24 protein-coding genes are annotated in these 21456 nt (G+C 63.9%); 10 read left to right on the top strand and 14 right to left on the bottom strand.

Annotation, left to right across the window (positions count from 1 at the left end; genetic code table 11):
- Positions 1-5: 5 nt before the first annotated feature.
- The 8 genes from LHL23_RS07360 to LHL23_RS07395 form a co-directional block, all read right to left on the bottom strand.
- On the bottom strand, positions 6-554 hold the full coding sequence (locus LHL23_RS07360; RefSeq protein WP_226429357.1) for a helix-turn-helix transcriptional regulator: 549 nt from the start codon (positions 552-554) through the stop codon (positions 6-8).
- Entirely contained in the window at positions 512-1093 is a 582-nt protein-coding gene (locus tag LHL23_RS07365; RefSeq protein WP_226429358.1) for a cytochrome b/b6 domain-containing protein, read from the bottom strand. The genes LHL23_RS07360 and LHL23_RS07365 overlap by 43 nt, the downstream gene beginning before the upstream one ends.
- A gap of 61 nt (positions 1094-1154) precedes the next feature.
- A complete protein-coding gene (locus tag LHL23_RS07370) occupies positions 1155-1406 on the bottom strand; it encodes a PepSY domain-containing protein (protein WP_226429359.1) in 252 nt (83 codons plus the stop codon).
- Positions 1407-1689: 283 nt separating this feature from the next.
- Positions 1690-2445 carry an ABC transporter ATP-binding protein gene (locus LHL23_RS07375; protein ID WP_019295845.1) on the bottom strand — a complete coding sequence of 252 codons (756 nt, stop codon included), beginning with the start codon at positions 2443-2445 and terminating at the stop codon, positions 1690-1692.
- A gap of 12 nt (positions 2446-2457) precedes the next feature.
- Positions 2458-3213, bottom strand: a complete 756-nt coding sequence (locus LHL23_RS07380; RefSeq protein WP_222476156.1) for an ABC transporter ATP-binding protein — start codon at positions 3211-3213, stop codon at positions 2458-2460.
- Between the two features lie 12 nt (positions 3214-3225).
- Complete coding sequence (locus LHL23_RS07385) at positions 3226-4431, bottom strand: branched-chain amino acid ABC transporter permease (RefSeq protein ID WP_226429360.1); 1206 nt, start codon at positions 4429-4431, stop codon at positions 3226-3228.
- A gap of 3 nt (positions 4432-4434) precedes the next feature.
- A complete protein-coding gene (locus LHL23_RS07390; protein ID WP_222476151.1) occupies positions 4435-5457 on the bottom strand; it encodes a branched-chain amino acid ABC transporter permease in 1023 nt (340 codons plus the stop codon).
- A 131-nt stretch (positions 5458-5588) separates the two neighbouring features.
- Positions 5589-6935 carry a substrate-binding protein gene (locus LHL23_RS07395; RefSeq protein WP_226429361.1) on the bottom strand — a complete coding sequence of 449 codons (1347 nt, stop codon included), beginning with the start codon at positions 6933-6935 and terminating at the stop codon, positions 5589-5591.
- Positions 6936-7166: 231 nt separating this feature from the next.
- Here LHL23_RS07395 and LHL23_RS07400 point away from each other — a divergent pair, with 231 nt between their 5' ends.
- The 5 genes from LHL23_RS07400 (at position 7167) to LHL23_RS07420 (ending at position 13352) form a co-directional block, all read left to right on the top strand.
- Positions 7167-8465, top strand: coding sequence for a helix-turn-helix domain-containing protein (locus LHL23_RS07400; RefSeq protein ID WP_226429362.1), 1299 nt, complete (start codon positions 7167-7169; stop codon positions 8463-8465).
- A gap of 89 nt (positions 8466-8554) precedes the next feature.
- Positions 8555-8935 (top strand): response regulator transcription factor, encoded by a 381-nt coding sequence (locus LHL23_RS07405; protein WP_222476143.1) that lies wholly within the window; start codon positions 8555-8557, stop codon positions 8933-8935.
- Positions 8932-9264 carry a hypothetical protein gene (locus LHL23_RS07410; RefSeq protein WP_222476141.1) on the top strand — a complete coding sequence of 111 codons (333 nt, stop codon included), beginning with the start codon at positions 8932-8934 and terminating at the stop codon, positions 9262-9264. The genes LHL23_RS07405 and LHL23_RS07410 overlap by 4 nt, the downstream gene beginning before the upstream one ends.
- Positions 9264-11942, top strand: a complete 2679-nt coding sequence (locus tag LHL23_RS07415) for an ATP-binding protein (RefSeq protein ID WP_226429363.1) — start codon at positions 9264-9266, stop codon at positions 11940-11942. The genes LHL23_RS07410 and LHL23_RS07415 overlap by 1 nt, the downstream gene beginning before the upstream one ends.
- A gap of 84 nt (positions 11943-12026) precedes the next feature.
- Positions 12027-13352: a FliM/FliN family flagellar motor C-terminal domain-containing protein gene (locus LHL23_RS07420; protein ID WP_226429364.1), complete on the top strand. Its 1326-nt coding sequence runs from the start codon at positions 12027-12029 to the stop codon at positions 13350-13352.
- Positions 13353-13626: 274 nt separating this feature from the next.
- On the opposite strand, the gene LHL23_RS07425 is transcribed toward LHL23_RS07420, so the two are convergent.
- From LHL23_RS07425 to LHL23_RS07440, 4 genes are read right to left on the bottom strand one after another with little or no spacing between them, the layout of a single operon-like run.
- Positions 13627-14052, bottom strand: a complete 426-nt coding sequence (locus LHL23_RS07425; RefSeq protein ID WP_222476134.1) for a TIGR01244 family sulfur transferase — start codon at positions 14050-14052, stop codon at positions 13627-13629.
- A gap of 11 nt (positions 14053-14063) precedes the next feature.
- Entirely contained in the window at positions 14064-14498 is a 435-nt protein-coding gene (locus tag LHL23_RS07430) for a DUF6691 family protein (protein ID WP_226429365.1), read from the bottom strand.
- A complete protein-coding gene (locus tag LHL23_RS07435; RefSeq protein WP_226429366.1) occupies positions 14498-14926 on the bottom strand; it encodes a YeeE/YedE family protein in 429 nt (142 codons plus the stop codon). Before LHL23_RS07435 ends, LHL23_RS07430 begins: the two co-directional genes overlap by 1 nt.
- 22 nt (positions 14927-14948) lie before the next feature.
- Positions 14949-15812: an MBL fold metallo-hydrolase gene (locus tag LHL23_RS07440; protein ID WP_226429367.1), complete on the bottom strand. Its 864-nt coding sequence runs from the start codon at positions 15810-15812 to the stop codon at positions 14949-14951.
- Between the two features lie 287 nt (positions 15813-16099).
- Here LHL23_RS07440 and LHL23_RS07445 point away from each other — a divergent pair, with 287 nt between their 5' ends.
- Positions 16100-16315 carry a hypothetical protein gene (locus LHL23_RS07445; RefSeq protein WP_222476126.1) on the top strand — a complete coding sequence of 72 codons (216 nt, stop codon included), beginning with the start codon at positions 16100-16102 and terminating at the stop codon, positions 16313-16315.
- Between the two features lie 30 nt (positions 16316-16345).
- Here the strand turns inward: LHL23_RS07445 and LHL23_RS07450 are convergent, their stop codons facing one another.
- Positions 16346-16564 (bottom strand): hypothetical protein, encoded by a 219-nt coding sequence (locus LHL23_RS07450; protein WP_222476124.1) that lies wholly within the window; start codon positions 16562-16564, stop codon positions 16346-16348.
- Positions 16565-16771: 207 nt separating this feature from the next.
- On the opposite strand from LHL23_RS07450, the gene LHL23_RS07455 reads away from it, so the two are divergent.
- The 4 genes from LHL23_RS07455 to preA all read left to right on the top strand — a co-directional run bounded on the left by LHL23_RS07455 (position 16772) and on the right by preA (position 20574).
- Positions 16772-17035 carry a DUF2312 domain-containing protein gene (locus LHL23_RS07455; protein ID WP_008553759.1) on the top strand — a complete coding sequence of 88 codons (264 nt, stop codon included), beginning with the start codon at positions 16772-16774 and terminating at the stop codon, positions 17033-17035.
- A 154-nt stretch (positions 17036-17189) separates the two neighbouring features.
- On the top strand, positions 17190-17588 hold the full coding sequence (locus tag LHL23_RS07460) for a RidA family protein (RefSeq protein WP_226429368.1): 399 nt from the start codon (positions 17190-17192) through the stop codon (positions 17586-17588).
- Positions 17589-17879: 291 nt separating this feature from the next.
- The gene (locus LHL23_RS07465) at positions 17880-19214 is read left to right on the top strand and encodes an NAD(P)-dependent oxidoreductase (RefSeq protein WP_226429369.1); all 1335 of its coding nucleotides are present in this window, start codon (positions 17880-17882) and stop codon (positions 19212-19214) included.
- A gap of 55 nt (positions 19215-19269) precedes the next feature.
- Positions 19270-20574, top strand: a complete 1305-nt coding sequence (gene preA, locus LHL23_RS07470; protein ID WP_226429370.1) for an NAD-dependent dihydropyrimidine dehydrogenase subunit PreA — start codon at positions 19270-19272, stop codon at positions 20572-20574.
- A 134-nt stretch (positions 20575-20708) separates the two neighbouring features.
- On the opposite strand, the gene LHL23_RS07475 is transcribed toward preA, so the two are convergent.
- Positions 20709-21323 (bottom strand): TetR family transcriptional regulator C-terminal domain-containing protein, encoded by a 615-nt coding sequence (locus LHL23_RS07475; RefSeq protein ID WP_222476116.1) that lies wholly within the window; start codon positions 21321-21323, stop codon positions 20709-20711.
- Positions 21324-21456: the final 133 nt, after the last annotated feature.

Here is a 21456-nt window from a genome sequence, read left to right on the forward strand (position 1 = left end):
GCGGATCAGGCCGGGCGGGAAGCCGCGCCTTCGCCCGTGTCCGGCTGCCGCTGCCCCATCATGGTGTCAATCAGCAGGCTCATCAGCTCGGCCCGGTTTCCGGTGCCGGATTTGCGGTAGATGGCATTCAGCTGCGCCTTGACGGTGCCTTCGGCACTGCCGCGCATGGCGGCGATTTCGGCGGTGCTGAGGCCTTTGACCAGAAAGGTCGCGACGTCCAGCTCGGCGGGCGTCAGGCCCCAATTGGCAAACTCGGCGTCGATCACGTCCTGCACCGCAGCCTGGGCGGCGTTCAGAGTTTCCTCCAGATGCGCCTTGCGGCGCAGCAGCCACAGCAGGATGCGGGTCTCGATCACGATTGCCGCTGCCAGCGCCAGCGCCGCCAGCCCCTCGATATAGGCGTGCGGGCCTTCGCCATGCTCGGCGTCTGCCGCTTCCAGACCCCCGAGATCGGCAATCATGTCGCCCAGAAACACTGCCGCGCAAAGGGCCTGCACGGCAATGACGGCAATCAGGATCCAGGGTCTGGCCGGGTCTTGCCGGTGTGGGCGCATTGTCGGGTCTCCGCTGAGGTGCCGGGCATCTCCTTGTAGCCAGTGACCATTGCGCGCGCCAGATTGACTTTGGTGCGGCGGCTTTCGAACAGCACCGCTGCCACATGCAGCACGACCGAGAATTCTGCCCAGGCGGCCAGCGCCTCATGCAGCTCTTCCGGCCATTCGATGCCCCAGAACATATCCGTGGTCATCAGCCAGCCGGTCAGGGCGATGCCGCTGACGGTCAGCAGCAGATTGTAGATCATCAGCGCGCCGAGCGGCGTATGCCCCAGGTGCCGCCGGACCCGGCCCGTTGCGATGTCGCTCAGCTGCCCGGCTGCGGCGCCTGGATCAGGCGGAAAGCTGGAAAACCGCGCATAGCGGCTGCCGGTCATTCCCCAGAGCACCCGGACGGCGACCAGCGCGGCAACACCATAGCCGATGTAGAGATGAAGATCGCCCTCTGGATCGGTAATCAGTGCGTTGGCGGCAAATCCCGCCGCGAGCGACCAGTGAAACAGCCGGACCACAGGGTCCCAGACGTATGTGCGGCGCATGCCGGCCCTCCTGCAATGGCCGGGCACGGTATTGCGCCCGGCAGATTGTGATTTGTGCCGGTCAATCGTCTTCTTCGATCTTCACCACCTCGATCTTGTCGTTGAGGTAGAATTCGTACCTTTTGCCGTCCTTCAAGGCATAGGCTTCGTAAAGACCGTCTTCGGTTTCGATCTTGCGCACTTCATAGCCCTGGCCGGTCAGCAGATCGCGGATCTTGGCCTGGGTTTCGGCACTGGGGGTGCCGTCAGAGGCAAGCGCCGCTGCGGCTGGCAGCGCGAGGGCGAGGGTGGCGAGTTTCAGGGTATGGCGCATCGGGTGTCCTTTCTGTGTCCTGCCGGGTGCCGCACCGGAATGGCGCGGGCCGTGGCAGAGATTTCGGGGACAGAACGGCGGAAAAGAATAGGCGCCAGGGTGGAAAGGACGCAGAAGCCGCGGGCGTATAACCAGGGTTTATTGCAGTGAAAACTGATCTTTACAGACGGCGGCTGCAGCTGTTGCCCAAAAAAGGAGGCCAGCCCTGAACAGAGCCGGCCTCAGTGACCCTGTGCCGGCACGCGGGCGGCCGGCACGGCGGAGATGATGACTTGGATGCGGTTCAGATCGCCAGGTATTCGGCGCGCAGCTCTTCGTTTTCCAGAACCTCGGCGGCGGTGCCGTCAAAGACGATGCCGCCGGTATCGAGGATCACCGCACGGTCCGCCAGTTCCAGGGCGCGGACCGCATTCTGCTCGACAATGATGGTTGTCATGCCCTGTTCCTTGATGTGGATGAGGGTCTTTTCAATCTCGTCCACGATTACCGGGGCGAGGCCTTCGTAGGGTTCGTCCAAGAGAAGCACCTTGATGTCGCGGGCCAGCGCCCGGGCAATCGCCAGCATCTGCTGCTCGCCGCCCGACAGCGTCACGCCTTCCTGCTTGCGGCGTTCGCCAAGGCGCGGGAACAGGTCGTAGAGACGCTCCAGCGACCAGCCGATGGGCGGCGCGATCTGTGCCAGCTGCAGATTTTCCTCGACCGTCAGGCCGGGGATGATGCGGCGGTCTTCGGGCACCAGGCCCAGCCCGGCTGCTGCGGCCTCGTGCGAGGCCATGTTGTGCAGTGGCTTGTGGTCGAGCCAGATTTCGCCGCGGGTCACCATGGGGGAGCCGGTGCGGGCGATCGACCGCAGGGTCGACGTCTTGCCGGCACCGTTACGGCCGAGAAGGGCAAGGATCTCGCCCTCGTGGACGTTGAAGCTGATGCCCTGCACGATGTAGCTCTCGCCGTAGTAGGCATGCACATCCCAGACCGACAGGAAGGCCGGCGCGGTGGTGGCGACGTTGGCGTTCTTGGAGAAATCGGGTTTTACGTTCATCTTGGTTCCTCCTTACGCCGACTCGCCCAAGTACGCTTCGCGCACCTTCGGGTTGCCGCGGATGTTCTGGGGGTCGTCCTCCACCAGCGGTGTGCCCTGAGCCAGCACGGTGATCCGGTTGGCGAGGCTGAACACCACATGCATGTCGTGCTCGATGATGGCGATGGTGATGTCGCGCTCGTCGCTGATCTGCTTCAGGAGATCGATGGTGTTGTTGGTGTCGGCCCGCGCCATGCCGGCGGTGGGCTCGTCCAGCAGCAGCAGGCGCGGCTCTTGGCTTAGGCACATACCAATCTCCAGCCGCCGCTTGTCGCCGCGGGACATGGCGGCGGCGTGCATGTGCCGCTTGTCCGCCATGTTCATCTCTTCCAGCATGTGCTCTGCCTTTTGCAGAATGTCCTTCTGGCGCAGCACTGCAGACAGGGCGTTCAATTCAAACGCACCGTCTCTCTTGGCAAAGCAGGGGATCATCATGTTCTCCAGCACCGTCAGGTCGCCGAAGATTTCCGGCGTCTGGAACACGCGGGAAATGCCCATCTGGTTGATCTCGTAAGGCGCGCGGCCCAGCACCGACTGGCCGTCGAACATGACGGAACCGGTGTCGGGGATCAGCTTGCCCACCAGGCAGTTCAACAGGGTGGATTTGCCTGCGCCGTTCGGGCCTATAATTGCGTGGACCGAGTTTTCCTGAACGCTGAGGTTCACGTTCGAGAGCGCCTGCAGGCCGCCGAACCGTTTCCCCACGTCTTTGACTTCAAGGATACCCATTGTTCTGTCTCCTTATTCCGCGGGGTTGGTTTCGCCGGCAGCCTTGCCGCTGTCTTTGGCCTTGCGTCGGCTGAGCCAGCCCTTGATCCGCTGGCCGCCCTCAACCAGGCCGCCGGGCAGGAAGATCACCACCAGCATGAACAGGATGCCCAGAGTCAGGTGCCAGCCCTTGCCGATGAAGGGGTGGATGATGAAGACCACTGCGTCCTCCATTCCGTCCGGCAGGAAGCTGAACCAGGTGTGCAGCACGTTGTCGTTGATCTTGGAGAAGATGTTCTCGAAGTATTTGATGAAGCCCGCGCCCAGCACCGGGCCGATCAGCGTGCCGGCACCGCCGAGGATGGTCATCAGCACCACCTCGCCGGAGGCGGTCCACTGCATCCGCTCAGCACCCGCCAGCGGGTCCATCGAGGCCATCAGCCCGCCTGCAAGACCTGCATACATGCCGGAGATCACGAAGGCCGCCAGGGTGTAGGGACGGGTGTTGAGACCGGTGTAGTTCATCCGCTGCTGGTTCGACTTCACCGCCCGCAGCATCATGCCGAAGGGCGAGCGGAAGATGCGGATCGCCAGGTAGAAGGCGGCCAGCATGATCAGCGCACACAGGTAGTAGCCCGCGTTGAACTGGAACGCCCAGGGGCCGAGCGCCAGCTCGAAGGTGGAGCGCATCTCCAGGCCGAACAGGTTGGTCACCGGGATTGAACCGTCCGCGGTGGCGGAGACGCCCAGGACGCGGGGGTCTTCCAGCGTCAGCTGCAGGCCTGTCTCGCCATTGGTGATCGGGGTCAGCACCGAGTAGGCCAGGTTGAAGGACATCTGCGCAAAAGCCAGCGTCAGGATCGAGAAGTAGATGCCCGAGCGGCGCAAGGATACGAAGCCGATGAGCAGCGCAAACAGGCCCGCGACAATGACCGACAGCACGATCGCCGGGATTACGTTCATGCCGATGAGCTTGAACATCCAGACCGCGGAGTAGGAGCCGACACCCAGGAAGGCCGCATGGCCGAAGGACAGGTAGCCGGTGAGGCCGAAGAGGATGTTGAAGCCGATGGCGAAGATCCCGAAGATCACGAAACGCTGCATCAGGTCCGGATAGCCCGCGTTGAACTGCGCCATGGCGCTGTCTGTCGGGAAGGGGTTCAGGATGAAGGGGGCGAACAGCGTCAGGATGGCGACGATGATCAGCATAGAAGTGTCTTTTTTATCCAGTCCGAACATGTCTTAGTCCTCCATCACGCCTTTGCGGCCCATCAGGCCCCGCGGACGGGTCAGCAGAATGATGATTGCGACCACATAGATGATGATCTGGTCGATGCCGGGGATCAGCGACTTTATCTCGTTCATCGAGGCAAAGCTTTCGAGCACGCCCAGCAGGAAGCCTGCCAGCACCGCGCCGGGCAGGGAGCCCATGCCGCCGACAACCACCACCACGAAGCTGAGGACCAGGAAGTCCATGCCCATATGGTAGTTGGGGGAGTTGATCGGCGTGTACATGACCCCCGCAAGGCCCGCGACAGCGGCCGCAATGCCGAACATGATGGTGAAGCGGCGGTCGATGTTGATGCCCAGCAGGCCCACCGTCTCGCGGTCGGCCATGCCGGCCCGCACCACCATGCCGAAAGTGGTGAATTGCAGGAAGGAGAAGATGCCGCCGATGATCAGCACCGCAAAGAAGAAATAGACCACGCGCCAGACCGGATAGACGATGTCCATGCCGATGGCCGCGCCCAGGTTCACCACGCCGTTCAGCGCGTCCGGGGCCGGGGTCTGGATCGGGTTGGCGCCGTAGAAGTATTTCACCACTTCCTGCAGCACGATGGCGAGGCCGAAGGTCACCAGGATCTGGTCGGCGTGCGGGCGCTTGTAGAAATGCTTGATCAGGCCGCGCTCCATCACGTAGCCGACGCCGATCATGATCGGGATAGCAAACAGGATCGCCAGGGGCACTGCCCAGTCGATGATGCTGCCGCCGATATCGGGGCCGAACCAGGCCTCCACATAGGGGGTTTTGACCTTGAGCGGGTTGCCCAGGAAATCTTTCTGGGTTTCGTCCACGAGCTCAAAGCTGAGGTTCAGGATGCGCTGCAGGGTGACAGCGCAGAAGGCGCCGATCATGAACAGCGCCCCATGGGCAAAGTTCACCACGCCCAGCGTGCCGAAGATGAGTGTCAAACCCAGCGCGATCAGCGCATAGGCCGAGCCTTTGTCGAGCCCGTTCAGGATTTGCAGGAGAATGGCGTCCATGGGTCCCACCGTGCGTCAGGTTAGGATTGGCCCGCCCGGCGGGGGAGGCGGACGGGCCGGTTGAGGCAGCCGGATTCCGGTCCGTAATCCGGACCGGAGATTTTACAGAATGCCGGTGCCCTGTAGCTGGCTTATGCGCCCGGGTTGCAGGCGCCCAGATTGCCGCCGGCGAACATCGGGTGGTCCGGTGCGTATTCCACCTGTGCCCGCGGCGTGACTTCGACCACTTCCAGAAGGTCGAATTCCGAGGTCGGGTTTTCCTTGCCGCGCACCACCAGAACATCCTTGAAGCACTGGTGGTCTTCGGCGCGGTAAAGGGTCGGGCCGTTGCCCATGCCGTCGAATTCGAACCCTTCCAGCGCTTCCACGACGGCGCAGGGGTTGAAGCTGCCGGCCCGCTCCACCGCATCCGCATAGAGCATGGTCTGCACATAGCAGGTGTGCGCGGCCTGGCTCGGCGGGAAGCCGTATTTGGTGCCGAAGGATTTCACGAAAGCCTTGGAGCCTTCATCCTGCAGCGTCCAGTGCCAGTTGGTGGAGCCGTGGATGCCCTTCACGTTCTCGCCTGCGCCCTTGGCCATCAGGCGGGAGTAGAGCGGAACGACGATCTCGAAGTTCTTGCCGTTCACGACCTTTTCGCGCAGGCCGAACTGGACCGCGTTGGTCAGCGAGTTCACCATGTTGCCGCCATAGTGGTTCAGAACCAGCACGTCGGCGCCCGAGTTCAGCACCGGCGCGATATAGGAAGAGAAGTCGGTGGCTGCCAGCGGGGTGCGGACCTTGTTCACGGTCTGCCATCCCAGCGCCTCGGTGGCGGCGGCGATCGATTCTTCCTGGGTCCAGCCCCAAGTGTAGTCGGCGGTCAGGTGGTATGCGATGCGGTCGGTGCCGTAGAGGTTCTTCAGCACCGGCGCCAGCGCCGCGCCCGACATGTAGCCGTTGAAGAAATGGCGGAAGCCGTTGGCCTTCTTGTCCTTGCCGGTGGTGTCGTTGGAGTGCGTCAGACCGGCCATGAAGATCACGCCTGCCTCCTGGCAAAGGCCCTGAACGGCAATCGCCACACCGGAGGAGGAGCCGCCGGTGATCATCACCGCGCCGTCCTTCTCGATCATCGACTTGGCGGAGGCGCGGGCGGCGTCCGATTTGGTCTGGGTGTCGCCGGTGACATATTCCACCTTCTTGCCCAGGATGCCGTTGCCCTGCAGCGCCTTGGAGCTGAAAGTGTTCATCATGCCGCCGTCGCCGCCGCCGTTCAGATGCTCGACAGCCAGCTCATAGGCGCGCAGCTCGTCAGCGCCTTCGTCGGCGTATGGGCCGGTCTGCGGCACGTTGAAACCCAAGGTGACGGATCCGCCGGTCGGCTCGTTGGTAAAAGCCGCGGCAGAAGAAGCAGTAAAGATGGCCGGCAGCGCCACGCCGGCGCCTGCAATTGCGCCGGTCTTAAGGACTCTGCGGCGCGATACGTCAAATTTGGACATGTATTCCTCCCTGATATGATTGGTGCCTTGCAGCTCCTCACTTCTGCGCGGTACCAGCACTTTGCGTGCAAAATCAGTATGAGGGCCTCATGTAAACTCAGGCAATAAAACCCTTTTATCGCTTGAAAATTCTGTAAATAACTGAACAATATTTTTGAGGCTTCTGTAAATTACCTTATTTTGCATTGCAGAAAGCCCTTGAAATGGAAGTGTTTTGGGAGACCCGTCCGCATGGCACGCGACACCCTAACCGGCAGCCGGATCCGCGAGCGCAGGCTGATCCTGGGATTGCGCCAGGCCGAATTGGCGCGGGAGGCGGGGATCTCGGCTTCCTATCTCAACCTGATCGAACACAACCGGCGCAGAATCGGCGGCAAGCTGCTGGTGGATATAGCCGGGGTTTTGGGGGTGGAGCCGTCGATGCTGAGCGAGGGGGCGGAGGCGGCGCTGATTTCCACCCTGCGCGAGGCCGCGGCAGACAGCGGTGTGCCGGTGGCAGAACTGGACCGGGTCGATGAATTTGCCGGCCGGTTTCCGGGCTGGGCCGAGGTTCTGGCGGCCGGCCACCGCCGCATCGCCACGCTGGAGCGCACGGTCGAGACGCTCTCGGACCGGCTGACCCATGATCCCAACCTGGCGGCCTCGGTGCATGAGGTGCTGTCGACAGCCGCCGCAATCCGCTCCACCGCCTCGATCCTGGCGGAAACCGGCGAGCTTGAGCCGGAGTGGCGGGACCGGTTTCACAAGAACCTGAACGAGGATTCGCTGCGGCTGTCGGAAAGCAGCCGCGCCCTTGTCAGTTTTCTGGATGAAGGGGACGCAGGCGAGGACCGCCGCGGCATGCCGCAGGAAGAGGCAGAGGCTTTTTTTCAAAACAACGGATTCCATTTCCCGGCATTGGAGGAGGGTTCAGCAGAGCCTGAGGACCTGCTCGAGAACGAACCGGCGCTGGCAAGCGAGGCGGCACGCAGCCTTGCCCGGGCGGCGCTGGAGCAGTACCGGGCCGATGCCCGGGTGATGCCGCTGAAAGCGCTTGCGCGGGAACTGCAGCCCGCCGGGATCTCTCCCGTGGCGCTGGCGCGCCGGTTCGGCTGCGGCTTGCCTGCGGTGCTGCGCCGCCTGGCGGCGCTGCCGGAGGAGGTTCTAGGGCATGAGGCAGGGCTGGTGATCTGCGACGCCTCAGGCACCCTGCTGTTCCGCAAGCCCGTCACCGGGTTTGCAATGCCGCGCTTTGGCGCCTCCTGTCCGTTGTGGCCGCTTTACACGGCTTTGGTCAATCCGCATGTGCCGGTGCGGCGCAACGTGGTGCAGCAGGGGCGCAACACGGCTGCGTTTGACTGCCTGGCCGTGGCCTGGCCGCAGAATCAGCCGGATTTCGGCGAAGACCCCCTGTACCGCGCGGTAATGCTGATCCTGCCCGGCGCCAAGGACGCGCAGGACCCGCAGCCGGTGGGCGCCAGCTGCCGGATCTGCCCGCGCCGGGGCTGCGCCGCGCGCCGGGAGCCGTCGATCCTGAAGGAAGAGTTTTGACACTGGTGCGGGCCGGCGGCTAACCTGCGCAAAAATGAATGCGCGGCCCGGCGGGAGGCCAGGGACCGCGCCTGGAGGAAATTCTGCTGATGGGCAGGCATGTTGTTCTGATCGAGGATGAGCCGAATATCACTGAGGCGATCCGCTTTCTTCTGACCCGCGACGGCTGGAGCGTGGATGCGCACACCGATGGCGCCACCGCGGTGGAGGTGATCCGGGACGCCAACCCCGACCTGGTGATTCTGGATTTGATGCTGCCGGGCAAAAGCGGGCTGGAAATCGTGCGCGAGCTGCGCGGCGGCGAGGGCATGACGGCTCTGCCGGTCCTGATGCTGACCGCCCGCGGCCAGATGCGGGACCGTGAAATGGCTGAGAAGGCGGGGGTCACCCGGTTCATGACCAAGCCGTTCTCCAATGCCGAAGTGCTGACAGCCGTGCGCGACCTGCACGCCCAGGCCGGGCAGGGATGACCCGCGACGGCGGCCCCAAGGCGCAGACCGGCACCCGCGCAGAGCGCCAGACCTACCGCCGCCGCCGCCTTATGGACATCGCCCGGCTGCTGCCAGTGCTGGGGGCGCTGCTGCTGGCGCTGCCGCTGTTGTGGCCCGAAGCCGCGTCCCATCCTGCCGGGCGCGGCGGGGTCAGCATGTCGGCGGCTATCATTTACGTCTTTGCCGTCTGGACCGGCCTGATCGGCGCCTGTTTCGTGTTCAGCCTGGCCGTGCAGCGTTGGGCGGACCATTGGACCGGCGGCGGGCCTGACGGGGCTTCGGTGCCGGACAGCGGGGAGGACGGCTGATGGCTTCTCTGAACCTGCTCGCCTTTGTCTGCCTGGCCTATGTGGCCTTTCTGTTCTTCATTGCCTTCTGGGCCGACCGGATGGCGTCCCGCGGCCGCAGCGCCGCCTGGATGCGGTCGCCGCTGATCTACACCTTGTCACTGTCAGTCTATTGCACCGCCTGGACGTTCTACGGCGCCGTCGGATATGCGGCGCGCTCGGGGCTGGAGTTCGTGACGATCTACATCGGCCCGTCGCTGGTGATGATCGGCTGGTGGTGGGGCCTGCGCAAGCTGGTGCGGATCGGGCGCAGCCAGCGGATCACCTCCATCGCCGACCTCCTGTCGTCGCGCTACGGCAAGTCGAACCTGCTCGCAGCCGGTGTCACCATTCTCGCCGTGATCGGCGTCACCCCGTATATTTCGCTTCAGCTGCAGTCCGTTACGCTGTCCTTTGCAATCTTTGCCGAGGCCGATCCGCTGCGCGGCTATAACGAGACCTCGACGGTGTTCTGGGTCGCCGCGGGGCTGGCGGTGTTCGCTATCCTGTTTGGCACCCGCAACCTGAACGCCAATGAGCGCCACCACGGCGTCGTCACCGCGGTGGCGCTGGAGGCGGTTGTCAAGCTGGCCGCCTTGCTAGCCGTCGGCGTCTTTGTCGTCTGGGGCGTGGCCGGCGGGGTCGGTGAAACACTGGCCCGGATCGACGCCTCGCAGATCGGCCAGTGGAATGTCGACGGCAGCCGCTGGGCCGCGATCACCTTCCTGGCCGCAGCGGCCTTTGTCTGCCTGCCGCGGATGTTTCAGGTGATGGTGGTGGAGAATGAGGACGAACGGCATCTGCGCATCGCCTCCTGGGCGTTTCCCCTGTACCTGCTGCTGATTTCGATGTTCGTGGTGCCGATTGCTGCGGTGGGCCTGGATCTGATGCCCGCAGGGTCGAACCCGGACATGTTCGTGCTGACGGTGCCCCTGCAGCAGGGGCAGCAGGGGCTTGCGATGCTGTCCTTCCTCGGCGGATTCTCCTCGGCGACCTCGATGGTGATCGTGGCGGCGATGGCGCTGTCGACGATGGTGTCGAACCACATCGTGATGCCGGTCTGGCTGCGGCTGCAAAGCCGCCAGGCCTCGGTTTCCGGCGATGTGCGCGACGTGGTGCTGCTGTCTCGCCGGGTGTCGATCGCGGTGATCATGGCGCTGGGGTATTTCTACTACCACCTCTCCGGCGGCGCAGCGGCGCTCGCGGTGATCGGCCTGATCTCCTTTGCCGGGGTGGCGCAGATCCTGCCGGCGCTGGTCGGCGGGCTGTTCTGGCGCGGCGCCACCCGCAGCGGCGCGCTGGCCGGGCTGACGGTGGGATTCGGCATCTGGCTGTATACCATGCTGCTGCCCGCCCTGGGCGGCGGGCTGCTGCCGGAGCATATCCTGCGCCACGGCTTGTTCGGTCTCAGCTGGCTGCGCCCGGAGGCGCTGTTCGGGATAGAAGGAATGGACCCGACCGTCCACGCGGTGATGTGGTCGATGAGCCTCAATGCGCTGGTGTTCTGCCTGGTGTCGCTGATGACCTTTCCCAGCCCGCTGGAACGGCTGCAGGGCGCCCAGTTCGTCAATGTGTTCGACCATTCGGCGGGCCCGCGCGGCTGGACCGGATCGGTGGCGCAGTGCGAGGACCTGATGATCATGTCGCAGCGGATCCTGGGTGCCGAGGAAGCGCAGGCGTTTTTTGAGCGTGAGCGGCTGCGCCAGGGCGGCCGCGGGCCGCTGCCGGAGCCGACACCGGCCTTCCTGGAGCGGCTGGAGCGCGAGCTGAGCGCCTCGATCGGGGCGGCAGCGGCGCATGCGATGATCGGCCAGATCGCCGGCGGGTCATCGGTGTCGGTGGCGGATCTGCTGGCGGTTGCGGATGAGACTGCGCAGATGCTGGAATACTCCAGCCGCCTGGAGGCGCAATCGGCAGAGCTGTCGGCAACCGCGCGCAAGCTGCGGGAAACAAACGAAAAGCTCACCCAGATTTCGGCACAGAAGGACGCTTTCCTCAGCCAGGTCAGCCATGAGTTGCGGACGCCGATGACCTCGATTCGGGCGTTTTCGGAAATCCTGCGCGACGACGGGCAGCTGGGGCCGCAGGACCAGCGCCACTATGCGGGCATCATTCACGATGAAACGCTGCGGCTGACCCGGCTGCTGAACGACCTGCTGGATCTCAGCGTGCTGGAAAGCGGGCAGGTCAGCCTGAACATGTCTGCAGGCACTTTGACAGAGGTTCTGGATCACGCGGTTTCCGCGGCGCTTGCGGGGTCGGAGCGGCCGCTCCGGGTCCGGCGTGACCCGGAGAGCGAAAGCTTCCGCATTTCCTCCGATCTCGACCGGCTGGCACAGGTGTTCATCAACCTGATTGCCAATGCCCAGAAATACTGCGACGCGGAAAATCCCGAGCTGACGATTTCGGCCAGTGCGGCCGGGGGGCGGCTTCACATCGACTTTACCGACAACGGAAGCGGCGTTCCGGCGGACTCGCAGCAGATGATTTTTGAGAAATTTGCACGCGTCAGACCCGAACGGGCGGGCGGCGCCGGGCTGGGCCTGGCAATCTGCCGCGAGGTCATGCAGCGGCTTGGCGGCGATGTGTTTTACCTGCCGGGGCGCAGCGGCGGCGCGTTCCGGGTTTCCCTGCCGGCAGCGGGTGAAAAGGCGGCGTGAAGCCTGCCGTCATACAGAAGTTGTTAACCTCCTTTCCGCTAAAACAGGGCAAACGGGACGCGCAAGGGGCAGGTTAAACAGCCTATGTCTGAAACAGAAGCAGCAGAGGCAGGCAGCGGCAGGCAGAGTGTGCTTGCACGCAAGCTGGCGGCGACCAAGGAAGGCGCCGGGGGGCTGACCAGTTCCCTGACGCTGAAGGCGCTGCGCCGTTCGGTTGCGCGCGCGGCTGCGGACCTGTGCGATCTGCCGATGGCGGTGCTGGCCGCGCGCCAGTCCAACCGGTTGTCGGATGATCTGGCCGGGCAGCTGTCGGACAAGGATCTTCTGGTGGTGCTGGATTGCCCGCAGGGCCGCATGGGGGCTGCCTGCATGGATGCAGCCACCGTCACCGCCCTGATTCAGCAGCAGACCATCGGCGCGGTGATCGGCAAGGCGCCCGATGAACGCCATTACACCCCCACAGACGCGGCGATGACGGCAGAGTTCCTGGAGCGCACCTTTGCCAAGGTGGTGGCGATGCTGGACGGGCAGGCGGACCAGGCCCTTTTCTCCGGCTACCGTTACGGCGCGCAGGTTGAGACCGTGCGCAGCCTGGTGCTGGGGATGGAAGCTGATGACTACCGGGTGATCGAGCTGAACATCGACCTGGCCTGCGGCGCCATGCAGGGCGTGATGAAGCTGATTTTGCCGGAACCCACGGCTGAGGAAATGACCGGTGGCCAGGGCGGTTCCCAGGGCCCGTCGTTGGGCGGCAACCTTGATTCGATCCGGGCAGAGCTGACGGCGGTGCTTTGCAAGATGCGGGTGCCGCTGCAGGATTTTGCGGGCCTCAAGGTCGGGGACACGCTGCCGCTGGATTCGGCGTTTCTTTATGAAACGGATCTGCTGACCATCGGCGGCAAGCCGGTTGCCCAGGGGCGCCTCGGCCAGATGAACGGCGCGCGCGCCGTGCGCCTGAATGGGCCCAAGTCCGGCCAGCGGGGCGGAACCGATGCTGATGCGATGGCCTTCTCCGAAGGCGGCGGCATGGAAGCGCTGCCAGACGCCCCTATGCCGCTGGATATGGGGATTGCCGCGCAGGGGCTGCAGGACCCGATGGATGACATGGGTCTGCCGTCGCTTGACGCCGGCCCTGGCCTGGACGCGGCTGCCCTGGACCTGGGCGCTGACAGCGGCCTGCCTGCGCTTGGCGGCGAGGGTCTGGATGGCGGAATGGATCCCATGGGCCTGCCCGCACTTGAAGGCGGGGATGCAATGAGTATGGACAGTCTGGGAGGCGGGATACCCGATCTGTCCGACCTGCCTGAACTGGCCGGTCTGCCAGCGGATGACCTGGGCGATTTCCCGGCCGGAGATGCGCTTGATTTCTCGGATCTCGCCGGTCTCGAGGGCGCGCTGCCGGAGTCCTGAAACCCTGCCGGGAATGAAGGGCGCAGCGTTCGGTGCGGCGGCCAGGATTCAGCAGGTGCGGCCGGAGGCCGGGTTCAGACGCTCCAGATACCGGTCAAGATCCGTCAAAAAAGGAGCTGCAGCTTAGGCTGGTGAGCCAAATCCGCAGACGATCCTCCAAGGCTAATGAACATGACGGCCAGCGAAGCCTCGGGCGGTCAGTACCTTCCTGCCGCTGTCTGTTGAACCCGGCTGCTGGGACCGGAACCGCCATTTCAGCGGTTCCTTCGTTCGCTCAGGCACCAGCCAAAGATTCCAGCGCAGGGCGAAGGCCGTCCAGCTGATAGCCTGCGGCCTCGGTTTTCTTCAGAATGTCGTCGGCGGCCATGTCGCCGGCCTGGCTTAGCGCCCAGACCACCGAACAGCGGGTGCCGGAAGCGCAATAGGCCAGAACCGGGCCCTCGCATCCCTCGTACAGCTCCCGCTGCCGCGCCACATTGTCCGGGGTCATTGTCTGATGGGTAAGCGGCAGCAGCTCGAACCGCAGTCCCGCAGCCTCAGCGGCGGCGCGGATCGCCTCCGCCTGATGGCTGGGGGGAACCTCCTCGTCCGGGCGGTTGCAGATCACCGTCTTGTAGCCGGCATCGGCAATGGCGGGCAGGTCCTCGGCAGAGATCTGCGGCGAGACCGAATAGCGGGGGGTGATTACGCGTGCATCCATGGTCCGAGTCTTTACGCGTTTGCGGCCGCCCGGTCCAGATGCCGGCTGAGCGCCGGAGCGGCCAACATGCCGCAGGCCATTGCAACAAAGAACAAGGCCCCCTGCCAGCCGTTATAGCTGAGCGAGGCGATGGCGGGACCGGGGCACAGCCCCGCCAGCCCCCAGCCGGCGCCGAACAGGACGGACCCGAGGATCAGCCGCCGGTCCAGCTCCGCCTTCGGCGGGGCCGGGAAGCTGCCTCCGGCTGCGGGCCTGCGCCCTTCCGTCAGCCGCCAGGCCAGCGCCATCGGCAGCAGCGCGCCGCTCATCACGAAGGCAAGCGTCGGATCCCAGTTGCCAAAGATATCCAGCCATCCCTGCACCTTGGTGGTATCGGTCATTCCCGAAAGCATCAGACCTGCGCCAAACAGCCCGCCGGCGCCAAGGGCCAAAAGCATCCGCAGCATCAGATCACCCCCAGGATCTGGCGCAGAACCGCCAGTGTCAGAATACCGGCCAGCATGAAGACGGCGGTGGCCGCGATTCCGCGCAGGGACAGCCGGGAAATGCCGCAAACCCCGTGGCCGGAGGTGCAGCCATTGGCCACCCGGGTGCCGATCCCCACCAGCAGGCCCGCGGCAATCAGCACCGCCGCGTTGCCGGTGACATGCGTGTCCGGGGTGCGCCCGGTGGCCAGGCCGATCAGCAGCGGCACCAGGACCACTCCGGCAAGGAAGGCAGACCGCTCCGCCGCGGTGGACTTGCCGCTGCCATCCAGCAGGCCGCCCAGGATGCCGCTGGCCCCCATGATGCGGCCGTTGCCCAAGAGGTAGACCGCGCCGCCCAGGCCGATCAGCAGGCCGCCGCCCAGCCCCCAGATCCAATCCGCTTCCATTTCTGCTCGCCTCCTTGCCTGCTCAGAGCTTGTTGACCGGGATTTTCAGAAACACGTCGCCCTGCTCGTCCGGCTCCGGCATCTGGCCGGCGCGCATGTTGACCTGCAGCGAAGGCAGGATCAGCCGCGGCATGCCCAGCGTTGCGTCACGGGCGTCGCGCATTTCGACAAATTCCTCGATGCTGCGGCCTGACCCGACATGCACGTTCAGCGCCTTCTGTTCGCCCACCGTGGTTTCCCAGGCGTAGTCATCGCGCCCCGGCGCCTTGTAGTCGTGTCCGACAAACACGCGGGTTTCATCCGGCAGCGACAGGATTTTCTGGATCGAGTTGTACAGATCCGCCGACGAGCCGCCGGGAAAATCGCAGCGGGCGGTGCCGAAGTCGGGCATGAACAGGGTATCGCCGACAAAAGCGGCATCGCCGATCACATAGGTGAGGCAGGCGGGCGTGTGGCCCGGCGTGTGCAGCACCTCGCCGCGCATCTGGCCAATCATGAAACTGTCGCCTTCGCGGAACAGGCGGTCGAACTGGCTGCCGTCGCGCTGGAATTCGGTGCCTTCGTTGAACACCTTGCCGAAGGTATCCTGAACCACCGTGATCTGGTCGCCGATGCCGATCTTGCCGCCCAGCTGCTCCTGAAGGTAGGGCGCAGCGGACAGGTGGTCGGCGTGGACATGGCTTTCCAGGATCCACTCAACCCGAAGGCCTGTTTCCTTTATCCAGGCGATGATGGCATCTGCCGATGCGGTGCAGGTGCGCCCGGCAGCCTGGTCATAGTCCAGAACCGAGTCGATAATGGCGCAGGCTGAGCCTTCGGGTTCGCGCACCACGTAAGAGACGGTGTTGGTCGCTTCATCGAAGAAGGCCTTGACGGCAGGGGTCATTTCTCGCTCTCCCTTGGGTTTGAGAAAACATATATTGATTTAAGAATATGTTTCAAGCGCTGCGGTCCGGAAACCGCCATCGCGTGAAATCATCGCAGCCGTCTGATTTGTGTCAAGGCAGGCTGCTGCCGGGCCGGGCTATGCTCCGGCCGCGTAACAAATTCGCAAAACCAGAAGGAGAGTGTAAATTATGCGCAAAAAATCGCCGTGCCGCTCACCTTTTTTCGGGCTTTCGTATTCCTGTTGCGAAAAGCTGGCATAATCGCCGGACGTAGGGAGGACTGCTTATGACTCAGGAAGATCTGCTGCACACTGTCGAGAACCTGGAATCACGGATCCGCAAGGAAACGGGTTCAGCCCGTCTGGCCATGCGGCCCGAGTTCATCCGGCTTTTGGACTACATGCGCAGGAACGGGGCAGAGGTTCCGGGCCGCCTCCGCCGCCTGGAGGCAACGCTGTGTGAGGAAGCGGTCGAGGAGATGTTCGACAACGTGCCGGTCTAAGCAGTCAGCCGGGGCAGACGGGGCCGGGCGTCAGCCCAGAAAGATGCCCACCATCACCAGCATCAGCCCCAGCACCGACAGCAGGAGGGCGCCCAGATTGTAGGGCAGCACCGATTGCACCACTGCGCGCAGGGCCTCGTCATCAAGGTTCCGGCGGCGGGCGCGGGCAACCTTGGCGATGCACCAGACCAGCCCCAAGAGGCCGGCAACGGACACGGCGGCTCCGGCCCAGACGATGAGATCGAACATAAGCGTGCTCCTGCGGGGGTTGCGTTGCGCCGCGCCTAACCGATCCGCTCTGCGCGTGCAAGCTTTGCGCCCCCGGACCGGGCTCCCGGGGCGCCGGATTTTGCCGCTCTGCACCGCTTCGCCGCTTTCCCTTCTTGCGGCGCGGCGGGCAGAGCGCTATCCCCTTGCTCCGACAGCAATTGACAGCATGTGCCGACGGAGCCGCAGATGGATATCACCGAAGACGAAAAAAGCGAAAACTACCGCGTGACCGCTGGCGAACTGCGCCAGTTCATCGAACGGTTCGAGCGGCTGGACGAAGAAAAGAAAACCATCGCCGAGCAGCAGAAAGAAGTAATGGCCGAAGCCAAGGGCCGCGGCTACGACACCAAGGTGATGCGCAAGATCATCGCCCTGCGCAAGCGCGACGAGAACGACATCGCCGAAGAAGAGGCGGTGCTGGAAATGTACAAGGAAGCGCTCGGCATGTAAGCCGTGCCTCCACGCTGAATTATGCAACCGCGCAGGTCCCGGGCCTGCGCGGTTTTTGTTTTCGGGCTTCGGTGGCAGGAAATTTTAAGCTTGAAATAAATGCTGCGGCAGCGCTAAGGTCAGCCCAGGCAGTATCAGCAAAAGGAGTTCCGCCATGCCGGCCATCAGCGTGCATCCCGAAGGGTGGAAGCCCGCAAAAGGCTATGCCAACGGCATGGTGGCAGAGGGCAGGCTGCTGTTTGTCGGCGGCCAGATCGGCTGGACCGCGGACCAGGTGTTCGAGGCGCAGGATTTCATCGGCCAGATGAGCCAGGCGCTGCGCAACATCCTGGAGGTGGTCGAGGCCGCGGGCGGCACTGCCGAGGATATCACCCGGCTGACCTGGTATGTGACGGACAAGGCGGAATACCTGGCCCATCAGGCGGAGGTCGGCAGGGCCTACCGTGCGGTAATGGGCTATCACTTCCCGGCGATGACCATGGTGGTGGTGTCCGCCCTGGTCGAGGACGAAGCCAAGGTGGAAATCGAAGCCACCGCAGTTCTGCCGTCCTGACACCGCAGAAACAGCGCCGACAGGCAGGGTTTACGCGCCGTTCAGGCTGCGGAAAGACAGGTCAAAGGCGCTTGAAACAGTGCTCGATCGCTGTTTTTGCCCGATTTTCCCAATAATCAGGCTGAAACTGGCCGAACGGCGATCCCGCATAACTGCGCGTTTTCAGACCCTTGCAAGCCGCTCCTCCGGGGGCGGCATATTTTTTGCCCGGTTAAAAATTTTACCAGTTGATAAAAAATCAGACTGTGGCACTCTGATATTAAGAACAACAGAAAATCAGGGAGACACCCAATGGCGACCAGCCATCAGGCATCCGGCATTCAGGCAGCGCGTCTTGACGCTGCCGGCATTGCTGAGAATTTCTCGGACCTGCACCCAGCCTATGACGCGCACGAGGCAGCCGTGGCGGCGGACCGCTGCTATTTTTGCTATGACGCGCCCTGCATGACCGCCTGTCCGACCACCATCGACATCCCCCAGTTCATCCGGGAGATTCAGGCAGGCCACCCCGAAAGCGCGGCCAGAACCATTCTGGAGCAGAACATCCTTGGCGGCATGTGCGCCCGGGTCTGCCCGACCGAGACGCTGTGCGAGGAGGCCTGCGTGCGCGAAACCGCCGAAGGCAAGCCGGTCGAGATCGGCCGCCTGCAGCGCTATGCCACCGACACGCTGATGGAGAAGGGGGGGCATCCCTTCACCCGCGCTGCCGCCACCGGCAAGAAGGTTGCTGTTGTTGGCGCCGGCCCCGCAGGCCTGGCTGCTGCGCACCGGCTGGCGATGCTGGGCCACGACGTGGTGGTCTATGACGCCAAATCCAAGGCCGGCGGCCTGAACGAGTTTGGCATTGCTGCCTATAAGTCCACCAATGATTTCGCCGCGCGCGAAGTTGACTGGCTGCTGCAAATCGGCGGCATTACAATGGACTACGGCAAGAAGCTGGGCGCGGAGCTGTCCCTGGACGCGCTGAAGGACAGCTATGATGCAGTGTTCCTGTCGATTGGTCTGGCCGGGGTGAACGCCCTGCGTGCGCCGGGCGAGGACAAGGACGGCGTGCGCGATGCGGTGGACTTCATTGCCGAACTGCGCCAGGCCGAGGACCTGAGCGCCTTGCCGGTGGGCCGCAACGTGGTGGTGATCGGCGGCGGCATGACCGCGGTCGATGCGGCCGTGCAGTCCAAGCTTCTGGGCGCCGAAAACGTCACCATCGCCTACCGCCGCAGCCGCGAGGATATGGGCGCCAGCCGGTTCGAGCAGGATCTGGCGGCCTCCAAGGGCGTGAAGCTGATGTTCAACGTCATGCCCAAGGCGGTGCATGGCAACGGCGCAGCCGCCGAGATCGAATTGGAGTATACTGCGGTCGCGGACGGCAAGGTTTCCGGCACCGGTGAAACCGTGCGGCTGGCGGCCGATCAGGTGTTCAAGGCCATCGGCCAGACGCTGGAAGGCCAACCCGATGCGCTGGAGCTGGAGGGCCGCAAGATCAAGGTCAGCGAAACGGGCCGCACCTCGGTGGCCGGGGTCTGGGCCGGGGGCGACTGCGCCTCGGGCGGCGAGGACCTCACAGTAACTGCCGTGGCCGAGGGCCGTGACGCTGCAATGGACATTCACTCTAGCCTGATGGGCTGAGCCAGTTCGGGGGCAGTTCTGCTGCCCCCAAGCTAGCCTTAAGAGGAGAGATCAAATGGCTGATCTGACAACAGAATTTCTGGGTATCAAATCCCCCAACCCGTTCTGGCTGGCTTCTGCGCCGCCGACCGACAAGGAATACAACGTCCGCCGCGCCTTTGAGGCGGGCTGGGGCGGCGTGGTCTGGAAGACCCTGGGCGCCGAAGGTCCGCCGGTGGTCAATGTGAACGGCCCGCGCTACGGCGCGATCTGGGGCGCCGACCGCCGCCTCTTGGGCCTCAACAACATCGAGCTGATCACCGACCGGCCGCTGCAGACAAACCTGGAGGAAATCACCCGCGTCAAGAAGGACTACCCGGACCGTGCCGTGATCGTGTCAATCATGGTGCCTTGCGAGGAGCAGGCCTGGAAAGACATCCTGCCGCAGGTCGAGGCCACCGGCGCGGACGGGATTGAGCTGAACTTCGGCTGCCCGCACGGCATGGCGGAGCGCGGCATGGGCTCCGCCGTGGGGCAGGTGCCGGAATACATCCAGATGGTCACCGAGTGGTGCAAGAAATACTACTCCAAGCCGGTGATCGTGAAGCTGACCCCGAACATCACCGACATCCGCAACCCGGCCCGCGCGGCAAATGCGGGCAATGCGGATGCGGTCAGCCTGATCAACACCATCAACTCGATCACCTCGGTGGACCTCGACAGCATGGCGCCGGAGCCGACCATCGGCGGCAAGGGCACCCACGGCGGCTACTGCGGGCCGGCGGTGAAGCCGATTGCGTTGAACATGGTGGCGGAAATCGCCCGCGACCCGCAGACCCGCGGGTTGCCGATCTCTGCCATCGGCGGTGTCACCACCTGGCGCGATGCGGCGGAGTTCATGGCGCTGGGTGCCGGTAACGTGCAGGTCTGCACCGCGGCCATGACCTATGGCTTCAACGTGGTGAAGGAGATGATTTCCGGCCTGTCGAACTGGATGGACGAGAAGGGCTATACCTCCACGCAGGACTTCATCGGCATGGCGGTGCCGAATGTGACCGACTGGCAGTATCTGGACCTGAACTATGTCACCAAGGCGAAGATCAGCCAGGATGACTGCATCAAATGCGGCCGCTGCTACGCGGCGTGCGAGGACACCTCGCATCAGGCGATCGCGATGAGCGAGGACCGGGTGTTCACGGTGAAGGACGACGAATGCGTCGCCTGCAACCTCTGTGTGAACGTCTGCCCGGTAGAGGGCTGCATCACCATGGAAGAGGTCCCGGCAGGCCAGACCGACGAGCGCACCGGCGAGGTGGTCTCGGGTGAATACGCCAACTGGACCACGCATCCGAACAATCCGTCTGCAACCGCTGCGGAATAACCGAAACGCGCCCGTAAGGGCGCGCTGTCTCCCCGTTGACTTTACGCCCCGGCTTTCTGGCCGGGGCTTTTTTTGAGTTGGCTTTGGGAAGGGGCGCGCTGCGCTCTGCAGATTCAGGGCTGCGGTACGCTGCTTCAGCTTTCCGGCGTAAGCATCCGCCGGTAAAGGGTTTCCAGATATTTCGGCGCGGCGTCGAACGGGTCTTCATCGCCCATCAGCGTGCGCACCTGGGCGTCGAAATCGGCATAGTGCTGGGTCAGCGACCAGATCGAGAACAGCAGATGCTTTGGATGCGCGCGGTTGATCCGGCCGGCATCCATCCAGCCCTGCAGAAGCTGCGCCTTTTCCTCGACCAGCACATACAGATCGCTGGCAATCACGTCATGCAGCCGCGGTGCGCCCTGGACGATTTCATTGGCATACAGCCGGCTTTCGCGCGGGAAGTCGCGGCTCATCTGCAGCTTGCGCTGCACATAGGCGAGGATCTCCTCCAGCGGCTCGCCGTCCGGGTTCAAGGCCCGCAGCGGGTCCAGCCAGGTGTCCAGCAGACCGGCCATCAGCTCGTTGAAAATCGCCTCCTTGGACGGGAAGTAGTAGAGCAGGTTCGGCTTGCTGAGCCCTGCCGCCTTGGCGATCTGGTCCACGGTGGAGCCGCGGAAGCCATGGCTGGAAAACACATCCAGCGCGGCCTCCAGAATGGCGGCGCGATTCTTTCTCTGAATGCGTGTGGGCGCGCGGTCTGCGGGCATGTCCGTCCTGTCTCTCTCAGCGGCCCCGCATCAGCGAAAGCGCGGAATTTCACCTATTTCCGGCAAAAGCACCGATTTTTTCAAGGGCCACGCGGCAATTTCTTGACTGGTGGTGAACCCGTGATAGCGTGAG

It is taken from the genome of Leisingera sp. McT4-56 (assembly GCF_020514995.1).
Classification (GTDB): Bacteria; Pseudomonadota; Alphaproteobacteria; order Rhodobacterales; family Rhodobacteraceae; genus Leisingera; species Leisingera aquaemixtae_A.

What these genes read in the sequence shown, in the direction of transcription:
- LHL23_RS07360 (WP_226429357.1), bottom strand. Translation starts at nt 554, where the DNA reads ATGCGCCCACACCGGCAAGACCCGGCCAGACCCTGGATCCTGATTGCC.
- LHL23_RS07365 (WP_226429358.1), bottom strand. Translation starts at nt 1,093, where the DNA reads ATGCGCCGCACATACGTCTGGGACCCTGTGGTCCGGCTGTTTCACTGG.
- LHL23_RS07370 (WP_226429359.1), bottom strand. Translation starts at nt 1,406, where the DNA reads ATGCGCCATACCCTGAAACTCGCCACCCTCGCCCTCGCGCTGCCAGCC.
- LHL23_RS07375 (WP_019295845.1), bottom strand. Translation starts at nt 2,445, where the DNA reads ATGAACGTAAAACCCGATTTCTCCAAGAACGCCAACGTCGCCACCACC.
- LHL23_RS07380 (WP_222476156.1), bottom strand. Translation starts at nt 3,213, where the DNA reads ATGGGTATCCTTGAAGTCAAAGACGTGGGGAAACGGTTCGGCGGCCTG.
- LHL23_RS07385 (WP_226429360.1), bottom strand. Translation starts at nt 4,431, where the DNA reads ATGTTCGGACTGGATAAAAAAGACACTTCTATGCTGATCATCGTCGCC.
- LHL23_RS07390 (WP_222476151.1), bottom strand. Translation starts at nt 5,457, where the DNA reads ATGGACGCCATTCTCCTGCAAATCCTGAACGGGCTCGACAAAGGCTCG.
- LHL23_RS07395 (WP_226429361.1), bottom strand. Translation starts at nt 6,935, where the DNA reads ATGTCCAAATTTGACGTATCGCGCCGCAGAGTCCTTAAGACCGGCGCA.
- LHL23_RS07400 (WP_226429362.1), top strand. Translation starts at nt 7,167, where the DNA reads ATGGCACGCGACACCCTAACCGGCAGCCGGATCCGCGAGCGCAGGCTG.
- LHL23_RS07405 (WP_222476143.1), top strand. Translation starts at nt 8,555, where the DNA reads ATGGGCAGGCATGTTGTTCTGATCGAGGATGAGCCGAATATCACTGAG.
- LHL23_RS07410 (WP_222476141.1), top strand. Translation starts at nt 8,932, where the DNA reads ATGACCCGCGACGGCGGCCCCAAGGCGCAGACCGGCACCCGCGCAGAG.
- LHL23_RS07415 (WP_226429363.1), top strand. Translation starts at nt 9,264, where the DNA reads ATGGCTTCTCTGAACCTGCTCGCCTTTGTCTGCCTGGCCTATGTGGCC.
- LHL23_RS07420 (WP_226429364.1), top strand. Translation starts at nt 12,027, where the DNA reads ATGTCTGAAACAGAAGCAGCAGAGGCAGGCAGCGGCAGGCAGAGTGTG.
- LHL23_RS07425 (WP_222476134.1), bottom strand. Translation starts at nt 14,052, where the DNA reads ATGGATGCACGCGTAATCACCCCCCGCTATTCGGTCTCGCCGCAGATC.
- LHL23_RS07430 (WP_226429365.1), bottom strand. Translation starts at nt 14,498, where the DNA reads ATGCTGCGGATGCTTTTGGCCCTTGGCGCCGGCGGGCTGTTTGGCGCA.
- LHL23_RS07435 (WP_226429366.1), bottom strand. Translation starts at nt 14,926, where the DNA reads ATGGAAGCGGATTGGATCTGGGGGCTGGGCGGCGGCCTGCTGATCGGC.
- LHL23_RS07440 (WP_226429367.1), bottom strand. Translation starts at nt 15,812, where the DNA reads ATGACCCCTGCCGTCAAGGCCTTCTTCGATGAAGCGACCAACACCGTC.
- LHL23_RS07445 (WP_222476126.1), top strand. Translation starts at nt 16,100, where the DNA reads ATGACTCAGGAAGATCTGCTGCACACTGTCGAGAACCTGGAATCACGG.
- LHL23_RS07450 (WP_222476124.1), bottom strand. Translation starts at nt 16,564, where the DNA reads ATGTTCGATCTCATCGTCTGGGCCGGAGCCGCCGTGTCCGTTGCCGGC.
- LHL23_RS07455 (WP_008553759.1), top strand. Translation starts at nt 16,772, where the DNA reads ATGGATATCACCGAAGACGAAAAAAGCGAAAACTACCGCGTGACCGCT.
- LHL23_RS07460 (WP_226429368.1), top strand. Translation starts at nt 17,190, where the DNA reads ATGCCGGCCATCAGCGTGCATCCCGAAGGGTGGAAGCCCGCAAAAGGC.
- LHL23_RS07465 (WP_226429369.1), top strand. Translation starts at nt 17,880, where the DNA reads ATGGCGACCAGCCATCAGGCATCCGGCATTCAGGCAGCGCGTCTTGAC.
- preA (WP_226429370.1), top strand. Translation starts at nt 19,270, where the DNA reads ATGGCTGATCTGACAACAGAATTTCTGGGTATCAAATCCCCCAACCCG.
- LHL23_RS07475 (WP_222476116.1), bottom strand. Translation starts at nt 21,323, where the DNA reads ATGCCCGCAGACCGCGCGCCCACACGCATTCAGAGAAAGAATCGCGCC.